The organism is Burkholderia sp. BCC0398, assembly GCF_902833245.1.
In the GTDB taxonomy this organism is placed as follows: Bacteria; Pseudomonadota; Gammaproteobacteria; order Burkholderiales; family Burkholderiaceae; genus Burkholderia; species Burkholderia sola.
The window spans coordinates 20,020-35,394 of record NZ_CADFEM010000030.1 but is presented as its reverse complement, the minus strand read 5'-3'; the positions used below and the strand labels follow the sequence as shown (position 1 = coordinate 35,394).

General features: G+C 66.5%; 15 protein-coding genes. 13 read left to right on the top strand and 2 right to left on the bottom strand.

The features are described 5' to 3' along the window. The 7 genes from HWX76_RS36560 to HWX76_RS35550 all read left to right on the top strand — a co-directional run. A partial coding sequence (locus tag HWX76_RS36560) for a hypothetical protein (protein ID WP_208458939.1) occupies positions 1-180 on the top strand: 180 nt, incomplete at its 5' end. Positions 181-194: 14 nt separating this feature from the next. Beyond that, positions 195-1,385, top strand: coding sequence for a hypothetical protein (locus HWX76_RS35575; protein ID WP_089489365.1), 1,191 nt, complete (start codon positions 195-197; stop codon positions 1,383-1,385). Beyond that, positions 1,382-1,720 carry a hypothetical protein gene (locus tag HWX76_RS35570; protein ID WP_050011046.1) on the top strand — a complete coding sequence of 113 codons (339 nt, stop codon included), beginning with the start codon at positions 1,382-1,384 and terminating at the stop codon, positions 1,718-1,720. The genes HWX76_RS35575 and HWX76_RS35570 overlap by 4 nt, the downstream gene beginning before the upstream one ends. Before the next feature lie 83 nt (positions 1,721-1,803). Further along, a complete protein-coding gene (locus HWX76_RS35565; protein ID WP_244138076.1) occupies positions 1,804-3,471 on the top strand; it encodes a ShlB/FhaC/HecB family hemolysin secretion/activation protein in 1,668 nt (555 codons plus the stop codon). Between the two features lie 190 nt (positions 3,472-3,661). Next, positions 3,662-3,952 carry a hypothetical protein gene (locus tag HWX76_RS35560; RefSeq protein WP_244138075.1) on the top strand — a complete coding sequence of 97 codons (291 nt, stop codon included), beginning with the start codon at positions 3,662-3,664 and terminating at the stop codon, positions 3,950-3,952. Further along, a complete protein-coding gene (locus HWX76_RS35555; RefSeq protein WP_176017072.1) occupies positions 3,939-5,321 on the top strand; it encodes an amino acid permease in 1,383 nt (460 codons plus the stop codon). The genes HWX76_RS35560 and HWX76_RS35555 overlap by 14 nt, the downstream gene beginning before the upstream one ends. A 209-nt stretch (positions 5,322-5,530) precedes the next feature. After that, a complete protein-coding gene (locus HWX76_RS35550) occupies positions 5,531-6,466 on the top strand; it encodes a universal stress protein (RefSeq protein WP_089489367.1) in 936 nt (311 codons plus the stop codon). A 462-nt stretch (positions 6,467-6,928) separates the two neighbouring features. On the opposite strand, the gene HWX76_RS35545 is transcribed toward HWX76_RS35550, so the two are convergent. Further along, a complete protein-coding gene (locus HWX76_RS35545; protein WP_050011050.1) occupies positions 6,929-7,363 on the bottom strand; it encodes a hypothetical protein in 435 nt (144 codons plus the stop codon). 542 nt (positions 7,364-7,905) lie between these two features. On the opposite strand from HWX76_RS35545, the gene HWX76_RS35540 reads away from it, so the two are divergent. Both HWX76_RS35540 and HWX76_RS35535 read left to right on the top strand, forming a co-directional pair. After that, complete coding sequence (locus HWX76_RS35540) at positions 7,906-8,160, top strand: DUF3562 domain-containing protein (RefSeq protein WP_050011051.1); 255 nt, start codon at positions 7,906-7,908, stop codon at positions 8,158-8,160. Positions 8,161-8,346: 186 nt separating this feature from the next. Beyond that, a complete protein-coding gene (locus HWX76_RS35535) occupies positions 8,347-10,146 on the top strand; it encodes a methyl-accepting chemotaxis protein (RefSeq protein ID WP_089489369.1) in 1,800 nt (599 codons plus the stop codon). Between the two features lie 21 nt (positions 10,147-10,167). Here the strand turns inward: HWX76_RS35535 and HWX76_RS35530 are convergent, their stop codons facing one another. Next, complete coding sequence (locus HWX76_RS35530) at positions 10,168-11,145, bottom strand: sigma-54 dependent transcriptional regulator (protein ID WP_235356122.1); 978 nt, start codon at positions 11,143-11,145, stop codon at positions 10,168-10,170. A gap of 454 nt (positions 11,146-11,599) precedes the next feature. Between HWX76_RS35530 and HWX76_RS35525 the strand changes: the two genes are divergently transcribed. The 4 genes from HWX76_RS35525 to HWX76_RS35510 all read left to right on the top strand — a co-directional run bounded on the left by HWX76_RS35525 (position 11,600) and on the right by HWX76_RS35510 (position 15,371). Continuing rightward, complete coding sequence (locus HWX76_RS35525; RefSeq protein WP_124630237.1) at positions 11,600-13,591, top strand: ATP-binding protein; 1,992 nt, start codon at positions 11,600-11,602, stop codon at positions 13,589-13,591. Positions 13,592-13,657: 66 nt separating this feature from the next. After that, positions 13,658-14,068 carry a BON domain-containing protein gene (locus HWX76_RS35520; RefSeq protein WP_050011054.1) on the top strand — a complete coding sequence of 137 codons (411 nt, stop codon included), beginning with the start codon at positions 13,658-13,660 and terminating at the stop codon, positions 14,066-14,068. A gap of 79 nt (positions 14,069-14,147) precedes the next feature. After that, positions 14,148-14,696 carry a hypothetical protein gene (locus tag HWX76_RS35515; protein WP_089489370.1) on the top strand — a complete coding sequence of 183 codons (549 nt, stop codon included), beginning with the start codon at positions 14,148-14,150 and terminating at the stop codon, positions 14,694-14,696. Positions 14,697-14,747: 51 nt separating this feature from the next. Next, on the top strand, positions 14,748-15,371 hold the full coding sequence (locus HWX76_RS35510; RefSeq protein WP_176017071.1) for a DUF4142 domain-containing protein: 624 nt from the start codon (positions 14,748-14,750) through the stop codon (positions 15,369-15,371). The last annotated feature ends 4 nt before the right edge of the window (positions 15,372-15,375 follow it).

The following is a 15,375-nucleotide window of genomic DNA, read 5'->3' as shown; positions in this document are numbered from 1 at the left end:
GCGCGCTCGTTTCGCCTTGTTCATCTTCTTGACTCTCCTTGCTTGAGTTTAAACGCTCAGCAAGGGATTCGTTTTTCGGGAGCAAGCTCAGTCCATATTCTCGAGAATCGCGGTAGCTTCAGCATGCTTTGCATCATGGTGGTGATCGTCCTGGCCGCTCACTTCTTGCCAGCTCCGTGAGCGGCACAGTTCCTATGACCGAAAAAAACCGAAACCGCGTGCTGGCGTTCTGCCGCTTCGCCATCGTCTATGTGCTGCTGTTCGTATGCGCGGGAAACATCACCAACAGCATGTTGCTGAAGTGGGGCTTTCGTGACGACCAGAAAGGGGATTTTGCAACCAGCTACAGTCTCGTCGGCATGATGAACGGCGAGGCACCGAAGCCGTATGTCTATCGCTCGTCGTTCCCGCGAGCCGCAAAATGGATAGCCGAGCGGCTTGGGCAGGAGAAGCAGGAAAAGCTTTTCAAATCGATCAAACGACATGATTCGCTGCACAACGCCTATTTCACAAGTGTGCCGGACGAATATTGGACACCGATCGTGGCGCTCGTCTATCACCTGACGTACATCGCGATCGTGTTGTCGACGCTGTTCGCGCTGTTGCTGGTCTACAAGCTCGCCAGACTACACGGCCTGAACTTCGGGCGATCCGTTGGCTTTCTGGCGGCGTTCGGCTTCGTCTATCCGCTCACGTTTCAGCAGGGCGGTTACTACTATGACTTTTTCGAACTGCTCGGCGTACTCGGTGCCTGCTATTTCCTGTTGAAGAAGCGGATGCTGGCATGCACGTTGATGGTTTCCATCTTCTCCCTGAACAAGGAAACGTTCTTCCTTGTCCCGCTCGCGCTATTTTTCCTGCACGAGCGCGACGTTCCGGTATTGAAACGAGTCGGTTGGCTGGTGCTGCAGCTTGTGATCTGCGTGAGCACGCGCCATTTCATCATGAGCGGCTACGACGCGAATGCAGGTGGTTTCGTCGAATTTCACGTGTGGGATAACCTGAAATTCTGGCTTAATCCCTTGTCTTACCTGTCGTTCTACAACCTGATCGGCAAAGGCATCTTTACGCCAAGTCTCGAAAATCCGCTGATGCTTGTCCCGCTTGCGGTGTTCTTCGGCTCGGCGTGGCGCGCGACGCCACATCGATACCGTATCTATTTTTTTGCGGCATTCCTGCCGGTGCTGGTGTTGTTCTTCTTCTTCGGCTACCGCGATGAGGCGCGAAACTTTTCGGTCGTCTTTCCCGCCATCGTGCTGATCGCGCTCCATGGCGCGAATCGTTTCAATATGATTTTTGATGGGAACACGGGCGCATCCGATGACACCCGCACAAACGCCAGTCACCGACCAGATGTGGAAGTAGTGACGGAGGCCGCGCGGTGAACGGGCTGATCGTCGTCGCAAGTGGCTTTTTCGGTGGTCTCGCGAGCATATTGCTCCGCGTTGCGGCGCTCAAGGGAATCGCACTGGGTGAATCGAGCGTGTTGCCATGGATCGCCCGTGGGGCGGCCATAGGTGCCTACGGTGTCGGGTTCCTCCTTTACGCAATCGCGCTGCGCAAAACAACGCTAGGCGTCGCGTATCCGGCGATGGTGGCGATTTCCATGCTCGTGGTGTTGTCGTTCACCGCGTTACACGAATACCTGTTGCGGCCGATGCAGGTCGTCGGCGCTGTCGTCATCCTGATTGGGGTCTGGATGATCACGCGGTACGCGTAATCGAGAGAATCAAATACATGAAGAAGAAAATCCGAGGGGGTAGCCTTGTTGCGGGGTCGTTGCTTATCGCATCGACCTGTGCGATGGCACAGTCGGTACAGCCGCTTGGTAACGAACAACAGGCACGTCAGCAGGAGGAAGCGCGGGAGCGGGAGCGAATCGTTTCCGCGCCGGGGGTTCGTTCGAGTGTCGCGGCGAGCGCAGGCTACCCACAGCTTCCGGCCGAAACACCGTGCTTCCGCATTGACCGCTTCACGCTCGATGTTCCCGATTCGCTGACGGATGGCTTGAAAGCTCAGGGCGCATCCACGCTGCCGCTCGATCGCTTCGCGTTCGCGCGTGAATGGCTTGAGCACTACACGGGGCAGTGCGTTGGCAAGCAAGGGCTTGATGTGCTCATCAAGGCGCTGTCGCAACACATTCTTTCGCGCGGCTACATCACGACGCGCGTGCTGCTCCCCGAACAGGATTTGTCGTCCGGTACGTTGAAAGTCTCGCTGATTCCCGGCGTGATCCGACACGTGCGCTTCGCCGATGAAAAACTGCGTGGCACATGGAAAACCGCATTCCCGACGCGCGACGGCGAACTGTTGAACCTGCGCGACCTCGAGCAAGGTCTGGAGCAGATGAAGCGCGTACAGAGTCAAGACGTCTCGATGCAGATCGTTCCGGGCGACGTACCGGGCGAAAGCGATGTCGTGCTCGACGTGAAACGCGGCAAACCGTGGACTGTGGTGGCGTCGATCGACAACTCGGGCACGCGCGCGACCGGCAAGCTGCAAGGCAACCTGTCGATCGGCATCGATAACCCGCTCGGGCTAAACGACATCTTCAACGTCGGCGTGAGCCAAGACCTCGAACTTGGCGACAACCGCCTTGGTTCGCACGGCTGGAACGGCTTCTACTCGATCCCGTGGGGTGACTGGACCGCGACGTTATCGGCCTACACGAACACGTACTACCAGCAAATCGCTGGCGTGAATCAAACATTCGTTGCAAGCGGCAATTCGAAGACGATCGATTTCAAGCTTGCCCGAGTGCTTGCCCGTAGCCAGAACGACGTATTCGGCGGCTATGTCCGCTTGTCCCGTCGCTTCGGCCAGAGCTTCGTCGAAGATACGGAAATCCCACAGCAGCGTCGCAACAACACGTTCGTTGAATTCGGCCTGACTGACCGCCATTACTTCGACGGGGCGCAGTTCGACGGCACGCTGGCGTACCGACAGGGCGTCGCGGGCTTGGGTGCGCAGGACGACATTCTCGCTGCCGGTGGCGGTCCTACTTACCGCTTCAAGATGGCGGTACTCGATGCGAACCTGTCGGTGCCGTTCGCGATCGCGAAGCAGCCGTTCCGATACGTGACGAGCATCCACGGCCAATATACCGGGAACTCGCTGTACTACATCGATGACTTGACGATCGGCAGTCGCTATACAGTTCGCGGTTTCGACGGCGAAACGATGCTGGCAGCGGCACGCGGTTTCTACTGGCGCAACGAGCTGCAGATGCCGATCGGACAGACCGGACAGGCGATTTATGCAGGATTGGATTACGGCCGCGTTTGGGGGCCGCAGCCGGTTGCGTTGGTCGGTACGCAGTTGGCCGGTGCCGTAATTGGCGTCAAGGGCAGCGTCGCGACGCGTTTCGGTGGCTACGGTTACGACCTGTTCGCCGGTACGCCGGTCTACAAGCCGTCCGGTTTTCCCACTGCGCGTGTGACGGTCGGATTTCAGGTGACGGCCCAATTTTGAGCGGGATCGTGACGCCCGTTGCGATCTAGCATTGTATTCCGCGCCCTCCAATCCAACCACCACTTTCACCCACCGCGATTTTCCCCAAAATCGCCTGGCGTGAAACCGCCGATCCTCCCTATAATCCCGCCTGCATATTGCGTGCGCTTGATTGTGCACATTCGACGCGCGGTCATTCGCGCCGAAAGCGATGGATCCCGTTAAGGCTCGTCAGGCGCACAGCCGCGTCGTGCGGGCCGCTCGGGTGTATTCCGTGAAAGGCCCGATCCGTTTTTCCGGCTTGTCCCGGGAAATACGGATAATCCGCGCCAATTCCAACCGAATTGACGCGGCATCCGTGTCGTTTCCCATTCGGAAATCGACAGCGGGGATTATTTCGTTTTCGGCTGCCAAAAATCGGCATGAACGGTCGCGCATGGTCATCGACACAATGACGGCGGCCCGCTCGCGGCTGCCAGGAGACGAATTTGAAACAACCTGAAGACCAGTTGCACCGCGGGCTGGAAGAACGCCACATCAACCTGATGGCGCTCGGCGCGACGATCGGCGTCGGCCTGTTCCTCGGCTCGGCCACCGCGATCCGCACGGCCGGCCCGGCCATCCTGCTGACCTACCTGCTCGGCGGCCTCGCGATCTTCCTGATCATGCGCGGGCTCGGCGAGATGGCGATCACCAACCCGGTCGCCGGCGCATTCAGCCGCTACGCGCGCGACTACCTCGGCCCGCTCGCCGGTTATCTGACCGGCTGGACCTACTGGTTCGTGTGGATCGTCACCTGCATGGCGGAAATCACCGCGGTCGGCGTCTACATGCACATGTGGTTTCCCGGCGTGCCGAACTGGATCTGGGCGCTCGCGGCGTTGCTGGCGATGGGCTCGGTGAACTTCATCGCGGTCAAACTGTATGGCGAATTCGAATTCTGGTTCGCGCTGATCAAGATCGTCACGATCGTGCTGATGATCGTCGGCGGCGGGTTGATGATCGCGTTCGGCATCGGCAACGGCGGCATCGCGACCGGCATCTCGAACCTGTGGTCGCACGGCGGCTTCATGCCGAACGGAATCAACGGCGTGATCGCCGCGCTGCCGATCGTGATGTTCGCGTATCTCGGCGTCGAGATGCTCGGCCTCACGGCCGGCGAGGCGCGCAATCCGGAGAAGTCGCTGACGAAGGCCGTGAATTCGGTGTTCTGGCGCGTGCTGATTTTCTACATCGGCGCGCTGTTCGTGATCATGTCGCTCTATCCGTGGGACCAGATCGGCACGCAGGGCAGCCCGTTCGTGATGACGTTCTCCCGGCTCGGCATTCCGGCCGCCGCCGGCATCATCAACTTCGTCGTGCTGACCGCGGCGCTGTCGTCGTGCAACAGCGGCCTGTTCAGCACCGCGCGGATGCTCTACAACCTCGCGCAGCAGGGCCAGGCGCCGGCCGCGCTCGGTCGCGTGAACCGCAGCGGCGTGCCCGTGTATGGCGTGGCCGTGTCGGTCGCGCTACTGCTGATCGGCGTGTTACTCAACTATCTCGCGCCGCAGCACGTGTTTACGTGGCTCACGTCGGTGTCGACGTTCGGCGCGATCTGGACGTGGTGCGTCATCCTGATCGCGCAGATGCGTTTTCGTCGCACGCTGTCGGCCGACCAGATCGCGCGCCTGCCGATCCGCGTGCCGCTCTTTCCGCTCGGTTCGTTCGTCGCGCTCGGCTTTCTCGTGCTGGTCGTCGTGCTGATGGCGTTCACGCCCGATACGCGCGTCGCGCTCGTGATCGGGCCGGTGTGGATCGTGCTGCTCGGCATCGCGTACACGCTGTTCTACGCGAACCGTCCGGCTGCGTCGATGCCGACGAAGTCGTAAGCCGCGCGGGCAGGGTGCCGCGCGACCGTTCGCGATCGTTGATCGCGATCATGCACGCGCGGGCCGGACGGCCTATGCTGAACGAACGCATTGCTTGTCCGCGCTTCGCGTGGCATCCCGCCGATCCCTGACCGTAGCGGCTGTCCGGCCGCCGCGCGAAACGCCCCGTCGTCGCCCGGCGACGACGTGCACGCACGGAGACCTTCGCCATGCAGCCTGCCCAGCCCATCCCGACGCTCGCGCGAATCGCGCTGGCCGTCGATCCGACGCCCGAATCGCTGACCGCCGCCCGTTACGTGCGCACGCTGCTGCGTCCCGGCATGCGATTGCGCATCATTTGCGCGATCGACAATCCGCGTCTCGTATTGCCCGACATTCCGCGCATCGACGCGCTGCTGACGTCGGCGCGCGAGGACATGATGCGCGACGCGCAGGCCACCTGCGAGCGGATCGCGGCGCTGTTCGCCGACAGCGGGATCGAAGTCGAACAAGTGGTCGTCGACACGTCGGTCACGGGCGGCTCGGTCGCCGACGCACTGGTCAACGATACGTCGACGTGGCACGCGGACGTGCTGGCGATCGGCGCGAATCCGCATCACGGGCTGTTGCGGCTGGTCGAAGGCGCGATGTCGGACACGCTGACGAAACGCGCGCGCTGCGCGCTGCTGATCGTGCCGTCGGCCTATGCACGGACGTCGGACGGCACGCTGCAGCGGCTGATGTTCGCGGTCGACGGCAGCGAGCCGTCGCTGCACGCGGTGCGCGTGGGGCTCGGCTTCGCGGCGCCGACGACGTTGCTGTATGCGGCGTACGTGATCGATCGCGCGGTTCGTCTGACCGATGTCGTGCCGGTGCGCGCCCTCGAGGATGCGTACCGCGCAGAGGGCGAGGATGCGCTCGCTAAGATCGGCCCGCTGTTTCATGCGACAGGCAACCCGACCAAGCGCGGCATCGTCGAAACGCATCCGACCAGCGACGACGTGGCCCATGCACTGATGCGCGATGCGGTGCACTGGCGGGCGGAGCTGCTGGTGGTCGGCACGCATGGCCGTCGCGGCATCGCCGCCTGGCTGATCGGCAGCGTCGCGAGGCGGGTCGCGCATCTCGCGCAGGTGCCGGTGCTGCTGGTGCGCGGTGCGGAATGAATCGCGTGTCGTCGCGATCGAAGCGGTATGGATTGACCTGCATCAGAAACGCGGCGCATGTCGCGTGAGACAGTGGGGGAGCGTCCCCGCGACGCGGCTGGCCTTCGCATGCGTGCGGGACCAAGGCCGCGCCGGCGTGCGAAAGGCGATGAGAGGCGATCGCTGTCGCACTCGCCGCCACATCATGTTCGGGCGCCGCGCCGCGTGTGTGTCCGGCGCGCCATCCGACCGGAAACTCTCTGGCACGAGGGTAGGCAACCGACGGTTGCCTTGGAGGACGGGCGGGGTGGAAGTCACCCCGTCCGCTTTCCGCCTGGCCCTGTCGAATTCATTTCCCCGTACGAATGGTCTGGAATGCGGCCGCGTCGAGCCGCGCGTCATCGCGCGCGGTCGCTTCGATACGGATCGCGGCGGACAGCGCGCATGCACGGCGCCGTGCCGTGCGCCGGTGACGTGCGCAGATCAGAGGGAGCGAAGAATCGATCGCAGGTCGTGCCGGCGGCCCGTGCAGCGACGGACCCGCGCATGCGGACGCACGACATGGAGCGGCGCACATACGCTGCACGTGCGACTGCGCAAACGATTCGCATGGGGCCACCCGGGGCGCGCCTTGCGACGCGGCTCCGATGCGGCCGGCGCGTCGGCCGCGTTGCGCGCGGACAGCGCCGCGGCGAATCGCTGCAACGCGAGGACGGACCCCGCGACGCTCTGATACTTTTCGCGGCCGATCTGCCCGTCGAGCGTGACGAGCAATCCGGCCTCGCGTGCGAGTGCGAGCAAGGTGTCGAGGTCGTCGGACGGACGGTTGCCGGCCGACGCGGGCCGGGCGGGCAGGGCGCGCGCGTTGCCCGACGCGCGCCGCTGGCCGTCCCGGCCCGGTAAGGTGCGATGTGCCATGGTTGGTCTCCTGCGCCGGACCCCGCGTGCCGGCTCGATGGCCGACTGAGCGATGTTCCGGTATGAACGCCTGGTTCATGTGATCAGTATCGTGTGGCGACGGCGCGCTGCCAAGCGGCGCGCGCTGAAGTCGCTGTCAGGAAATTGCGCGGCGCTATCGGAATCCGCTGACACGCGCGGCGGATGATCGGCCGCACCGCCGCGTTCGTCCGACGAATGCATCGCAGGGGGGCGCTTGACGCATGATTTCGGACGGTCTAAGTTTCCCCACTGCATCGGCGTCGCGCGGCGGTCCACCCGCCGCCCGTCGCCCATGCCGCGCCCCGGGGTGGCGTGGCAAGGCTTCCATCCAGTCTCGTTCGCGGGCCATGTGCACCGCGAACCCTGCGCGAACGGTTCGGAAACGGATCGACGCGGCGGCACGCAACGTGCCGTTGATCGCGCGCAAACCCGCGCCGGCGCATCGTACGCCGCGTGTCTGTCCAGTCTTTAAGCTTCCAGTACCGTCATCTTTTCGTTCCTCGACCGTCAGGAGTCTGTCGATGTCCAAGGACAATTTGCTCGATTCACTGAAGGAAGCCGCCGAACGGCGCGCGATCGGCGCGGATCAGCTGCGTGCGATGCTCGACGACGAAGTGCGTGCGCTGTCGTCCGGCGCGCGCGTGCACGACTACATCCACGTATTCGCGATCCGGCACCTGCGCGAGCGGATGCGCCAGAAGGACGTCTTCGACCGCGACACCCGGGCCGATGCGGCGCCCGCGGACGCCGATCCACGTCCGCGCCACCGGCTGTAGGGAGTAGCCGGCGGGCAGCACGCAGGTCGAACCCGGCCATCCTGACGATTTATTGGCAGTCGCAGACACCTGTCGTCATACGTTTCATCGAATCGTCACAACGACCTCAAGTATGTGGCCCGATTTGCCGTTTACACGGTGAATTCGTCCAATCGGGCGTTCCTGCTCTCTTACCGAGTCGTTGCCATGTTCTCGTCCATTCGCGCCCGCATCCTTGCCGCGTGCGTCGCCATCGTCGTATTCGCGCTCGTCGCCACGACCCTGATCAACTATTTCATCGCACGCGCGTACAACGACGACGCGATCGACCGCAACCTGACCTCCGTCGCCAGCGGCCACGTGGTCGGGATCGCCGATTGGGTCGCGACCCGCAGCCGGATGATCGCGTCGCTGCAGGATGCCGCGCTGACGCCCGACCCGCTGCCTGTGTTCAAGCAGATGGCGGCGGCCGGCGGCTTCACGAACGTCTATGCCGGCTATGCCGACAAGGCGTTCCACTTCTCCGACCCGACCGGCATCCCGCCCGACTACGACCCGACGGGCCGCCCGTGGTACAAGCAGGCCGCGCAGGCCGGCAAGCCGGTCGTCACGCCGCCGTACGTCGATGCCGGCACGGGCAATCTCGTCGTCACGTTCGCGGTGCCGATCCTGCGCGACGGCGCGCTGAAGGGCGTGGTCGCCGCAGACCTGTCGATGGACAGCGTGATCGCCAACGTCAAGTCGATCCGCCCGACGCCGGCGAGCTTCGGGATGCTGGTCGACAGCAGCGGCCACGTCGTCGCCCACCCGGACGCCAAGCTCACGCTGAAGCCGGTCGCCGACGTGTCGCCCGAACTCGGCTCGCTGGGCGTGGCGTCGATCGCGGCGGCGAACGCGCCGGTCGAGGTCGGCGTCGGCGGCGACGCGAAGCTGGTGCGCGCGAAGCCGGTGCCGGGCACCGACTGGTACGCGCTGGTGCTGCTCGACAAGACCGAGGCGACGGCCGGGATGCGCTCGCTGCTGACCGCGTCGCTGATCACGCTGATCGTGATCGTCGGCGTGGCGTCGCTGATCATCGGCGCGATCACCGCGACCGCGTTCCGCCGCCTGTCCCAGGTGCGCCAGGCGATGGCCGCGATCGGCTCGGGCGCCGGCGACCTGACGAAGCGGCTGCCGGCCGACGGCCGCGACGAAGTCGCCGACATCGCGCGCTCGTTCAACAGCTTCGTCGACAAGCTGAACGACGTGATGCGCCAGATCCGCGACGCGAGCGAATCGGTGCGCACGGCCGCGAACGAGATCGCGGCGGGCAACCAGGACCTGTCGTCGCGTACCGAATCGGCGGCGGCGAGCCTCGAGGAAACCGCGGCGTCGATGGAAGAGATCACCGCGACCGTCGGTCAGTCGGCGGCGGCCGCCGGCCAGGCCGACGAGCGCGCGGCGGCCGCGTCGCGGATCGCGTCGCACGGCGGCGTGGTCGTGTCGGACGTCGTCGCGACGATGGGGAAGATCGAGGAAGCATCGGGCCGGATCGGCGACATCATCGGCGTGATCGACGGGATCGCGTTCCAGACCAACATCCTTGCGCTGAACGCGGCCGTCGAGGCGGCGCGGGCAGGCGAACAGGGCCGCGGCTTCGCGGTCGTCGCGCAGGAAGTGCGCAGCCTCGCGCAACGCAGCGCCCAGGCCGCGCGCGAAGTGAAGGTGCTGGTCGAGTCGACGGTCGCGAGCGTGTCGGCCGGGTCCGGGCAGGTGCGCCAGGCCGGCGATACGATGCGCGAGATCGTGGCCAACGTGGCGAACGTGACGACCATCATCTCCGAGATCACGCATGCGGCGAACGAGCAGACGCGCGGGATCCAGGAAGTGAACCGCGCGGTCAGCCAGCTCGATGAGATGGTGCAGCAGAACGCGGCGCTCGTCGAACAGTCGACCGCGGCCGCCACCGCGCTGCAGTCGCAGGCGAACGCGCTCGCGACGACGGTCGGGCAGTTCAAGGTCGCCTGACGCGGCGGCCGACCGCGCCGCTTACGAACCGTCCTGGTCGCGCATCAGCGCGAGCCGGTTGTAGAGCGTCTTCAGGCTGATGCCGAGCGCCTTGGCCGCGCGCGGCTTGTTGCCGTCGAAGTGACGCAGCGTCGCCGCGATGAAGCGCTGCTGCGCGTGGTGCAGCGTCGCGCCGACCGGCAGCGCCATCGCGCCTTCCGACGTGCTGTCGGCCACCGGCATCGGCTGCTTCGGCAGGGCGACGTCGATGCCTTCGTCCGCCAGGATGTACGCGCGCTCGATCGTGTTGTGCAGTTCGCGCACGTTGCCGGGCCACGAATACGCGCGCAATGCGGCGATCGCCGCGTCGGTCAGCCGCTTGTGCGCGCGATGCCGCGCGTTCAGCGTGTCGACGAATTCCTGCGCGATCGTCTCGACGTCGCCGTCGCGCTGGCGCAGCGGCGGCACGTAGATCGCGAACGCGGCGAGCCGGTAGAACAGGTCCTCGCGCAGCCGGCCGTCGCGCACCGCGTCGGCCGGATTGTGGCGGGTGGCCGACACGAACCGCACGTCGAGCGGAATCGATTCGGTGCCGCCCACGCGCACGATCGTGTTCGACTCGATCGCCCGCAGCAGTTTCACCTGCAGCGCGGCGGGCATTTCCGCGACCTCGTCGAGCAACAGCGTGCCGCCGCGCGCGGCTTCGAAGAAACCCTCGCGCTGCGTGATCGCGCCGGTAAAACTGCCTTTCTCGTGCCCGAAAAGTTGCGCCTCGGCAAGATCGGCGGGAATCGCGCCGCAGTTCATCGGCACGAACGGGGCGTCGCGCCGCGCGCTCAGATCGTGCAGCCGGCGCGCGACGATATCCTTGCCGACCCCGCTTTCGCCGGCAATCATCACGCTCGCGCCGGTGGGCGCGATTTTGTCGATACGGGCGAGCAGCGCGCGCATCGCGGCGGACCGGCCGGACAGCCGGCGACCGTCTGCGCGCTGTTTCGTCCGGTTGGCGGATTCACCCATAAGCGTTCGCGGGCCGTTTTGAAAAACGGCATCACGCGTCCCGTTGATTGCAATATTTATCGTCGACAGCGAAACGACCGCGAAGGTGCCGCGGAATAGAAAATTCCAATGTGCGCGGCGCGAGCGAAAGAAATCGTCCATCGTTTTTCGCGCACCCTTGCACGACGCGTCGGTCAGGTGATAACCGGCGCTTTTTTACAGAAACTCGATGAAAAAAGCGGCCGGCGACCCATTGCGACAGTGCGCGTGGCAACACCGGCAGCCACCCATCCGGGCCGCAGCCGACGCGGGCGGAGGGTCCGGCCATCCGTTGCCCGGAACGCCGCGCGCGGCCACCATCGGGTACGTCGTTTGCTGGCGTTTTCCTGCTCGCCCGGCGCGCTCGACGGTATGCCGGATGGCCGAAAGGCGGCATCCCCCCGCACGACGGGAGCCGGCGCGATGCAAGGACGCAATGAGGACTCTGACCCGTGAGTTGTTCCGGCAGGGTGCATGGGTCGTGCTGGCCGTCGGGCTGGCGTCCGCGCTGCAGGCGTGGGCGATTCGGGCCGTCGGCCAGCACGCGCCCTTTGCGCCGCTGCCTTTTTATGCCGGCGTGGCGGCCGCCGCATGGCTGACGTCGTTCGGCGGCGGCCTCGTCGCGACCGTCGCGAGCGTCGGCGTGATCTCCGCATTGTGGTGGCGCGACGCGCCGCTGGTTACGCTGCTGGCACAAGCCAGCGCGTTCGTCGCGATCGGTTTCGTCGAATGCGTGCTGGTGGCGGCGGTGAAGCCGCTGCTCGCGAACGATCGTCCGCACGGGACCGGCGACCACGACGACGATCCGTATCCGCCGCATCGCGAGCCGTCGTCCGTCGCGTGCGTGTCCGACGACGGGCTGCTGCGCCGCGTGGTCGATGCGTCGCCCGATGCGATCGTCGGGACCGACGCCGAGCGCCGGATCGTCAGCTGGAATCCGGCCGCGGCACACATCTTCGGCATCGATCCGGCACAGGCGAGCGGACGCGACATCGTCACGATGATCGCGCCGCGCTGGTTGCGCCGGCATGCGGTGCCGGTGTCGTTCGCGAACCTGCGCACGCCGGTCGGGCCGCTCGACGTCCTGTGCGTGCGACCCGACGGCGGCCGTTTTCGCGCCACCTTCGCCGCGTCGCCGCTCGTCGACGCGCAGGGCAACTGCACGGGCCTGTCGCTGACGCTGCGCGAAGCGGGCGAACGCCGCCGCAACGAACGCCACCACCTGCGCTCGCTGCGCGGCGCGCGCGACGCGCGCGTGCAGGCCGACGCGTCGAACCGGCTGAAGGACGAACTGCTGGCGACGGTGTCGCACGAACTGCGCACGCCGCTGAACGTGATCTACGGCTGGGTCGAGGTGCTGCGCAACGCCGACGGGCAGGGCCTCGCGCAACAGGCGGTCGACGCGATCGATCGCAGCGCGCGGTCGTTGTCGCACATGGTCGCCGACCTGCTCGACGCGTCGTCCCTCGCGACCGGCCGGCTGCGCCTGGAACGCGTGCCGGTCGATCTCGTGCGGATCGTGCGCGACGCCGCGCGCGAACTCGACGCGACGGCCGAGGCGAACGGGCTCGTGCTGTCGACGGAGTACGCGATGCCGGCCTGCGTGATTCCGGCGGACGGCGAACGCCTGCGCCAGGTCCTGTCGAACCTGCTGTCGAACGCGATCAAGTTCACGCCGCCGGGCGGACGCATCAACGTGTCGCTCACGCGTGCCGGGGAGCGCGTGCGGCTGTCGGTCTCCGATACCGGGCAAGGCATCGCGCCGGAATACCTGCCGCACCTGTTCGACACGTTCAGCCGGCCGGAAGGCGCGTTCACGTCGCCAAAGCGCGGCCTGGGGCTCGGCCTGTCGATCGTGCGCAACATCGCGCAGCTGCATGGCGGCGAGGTCGTCGCGACGAGCGCGGGGGCGGGGCGCGGCATGACCGTCACGGTGACGCTGCCGGCCGGCTGGGACGCCGACGATCCGGTGGAGCAGCCGCCACGCGCGAAGCGTATGTCCGATACGGTCGCGCTCGACGGCCAGCGCGTGCTCGTGGTCGACGACGACCCGACGTCGCGGACGAGCCTCGCGGTGGCGCTCGAAACGATGGGCGCGCAGGTATCGACCGCGCGGTCGGGGCACGATGCGCTCGAGGCGGTCGAGCGGCAGCAGCCGAGCGTCGTGCTGTCGGATCTCGCGATGCCGGACGGCGACGGTTACTGGCTGCTGGACCGGATCCGGCGCCTGCCGAACGGCGGCGGGCATCTGCCGGTCGTCGCCGTCACCGCGCACGCCGGCAACGCAGACCGGCGCCGCGTGATGGCCGCCGGGTTCGATGCCTATCTGTGCAAGCCGGTCGACATGCCGACGCTCGCGAGCGTGATCGTCGACGTCGTACCGGACGACCCGAACGACAGGAGCGGCGGGAAGCCGCGCGAGCAGTAGCGGCGCACACGGACGGCGCGGCACGCCGGTCGCGTGACGCTGAGCACATACGAAAAAGGAGACGCGATGGACGCAACGGAAAACCCGCGGCGCGACGGCACGGACGGCAAGCCGGCACGCACCCGACGCAGGACGCCGGTCGTGCCGATCGCGAGCATACTGATGATGTCGTGTGCATGGTTCGCGACGCCCCGCTACGCATCGGCCGACGAAAGCACCCGTGCGAAGCTGGCGAGCCAGGCGTCGGCCGTCGGGGGCCAGATCCGCGATGCGACGCTCGCGTCCCGCGTCAGGGCCGCGCTCGTCGCCGAACGCGGCCTGGCCTCCGGCGACATCGACGTGCAGGTTCGCGACCGCGTGGTCGAACTCACGGGCAACGTGCCCGACGAGCGGCAACGCGCGACCGCCATCCGCGTCGCGCACGACGTCAGCGGCGTGAGCGGCGTGCGCGACAAGCTGCAGATTCGCCGGAAGTAACGTGATGCGCGGGCCAGCGCCGGGCCGATCGGGCGTCGCGCGCCCGCGACCCTGCGCGTCACCGGGCAGGAGGTTCGACATGGACACCATCATCGCGGGCCGCTTCTCGCGGCTCGAACAGGCGGAACGCTGCGCGGAGCAGTTGCGCGGCCACGCGATCCATCGGGACGACGTGAAGGTCTTCTTTCTCAATCCGCCCGGGCAGCACGCGCTGTTCTGGCTCGGCGGCGACGTCTATGCGGACTCCGCCGCGCGGCCCGGCGGCCTCGGCGCGCTGGAAGGCGTGGCCGTCGGCGCGGTCGTCGGGCTCGCCGGGGCCGCGCTGCTGTATCTCGGCGGCCTTCATTCGCCGCTCGCGTGGATCGGCGTGCCGCTCGTGGGCGGCTATGTCGGCGCGTTGTGCGGCGCGCTCGGCAAGATGCGCGGCGATGCGCCGGAGGGGCATGGCGCGTTGAACCAATGCGAAAACGGCGTCGTGCTGGCCGCGCATGTGACGCGGCGCACGATCACGTTCGCGGAGCGCACGATGCTCGCGGCCGGCGCGTTGTCGGTGGAGCGCACCGAGGGCGCATGGCACCACGGCGCGTGGACCGATTTCTTCACGTCGTCGGCCCATCGTCCCGCGTGACAGCAAGCCGCGCGGCCGGCCCGCTCCGTCGTTCCACACGGGAGGCCCCGGATGACGAAAACGACCCGAATCGAGCAACGCACGCGTCGGCGGCAGGCCAGCGTGCTGACGGCCATCGCCGGTGTCCTGGCGTGCGCGGCTTCGCACGCGCAGACGCCGGCTTCGTCCGCCCGGGTCGCGCCGGGCGTCATCCTCCCCAGCCCGACCGCCGACGAGGCCGGCATGACGCAGCGGCCGACCGGCATCGACGCCGAGTTCGTCGACAAGGCCGGCATGATCGGCAAGGTGGAACGGCAGGCCGGCCAGCTCGCGCTCGATCGCTCGTCGAACGCGGACGTGAAGGCCTTCGCGCGCCGGATGGTCGACGATCACGCGCGTATCGCGGACGAACTGCGGCACCTTGGCGCGCAAAAGGGCGTGCCGGTCCAGACGCGAATGCTCGTGGACCCGGCCGTGACGGCATTGCGGGCGAAGAACGGGCGCGCGTTCGATACGGCGTATGTGGCGCTGGCCGGCCCACACGCGCACGAAGCGGCGGTCCGGCTTTACGAAGCCGAGGCGAAAGAGGGCCGCGACGCGCAGCTACGCGCATTCGCGGCCCGCACGCTGCCCACGCTGAACGCGCATCTGGGCGCCGCGCGGCAACTCGCGAAGGCGGTGGCCACCGCGCAGTGACCGG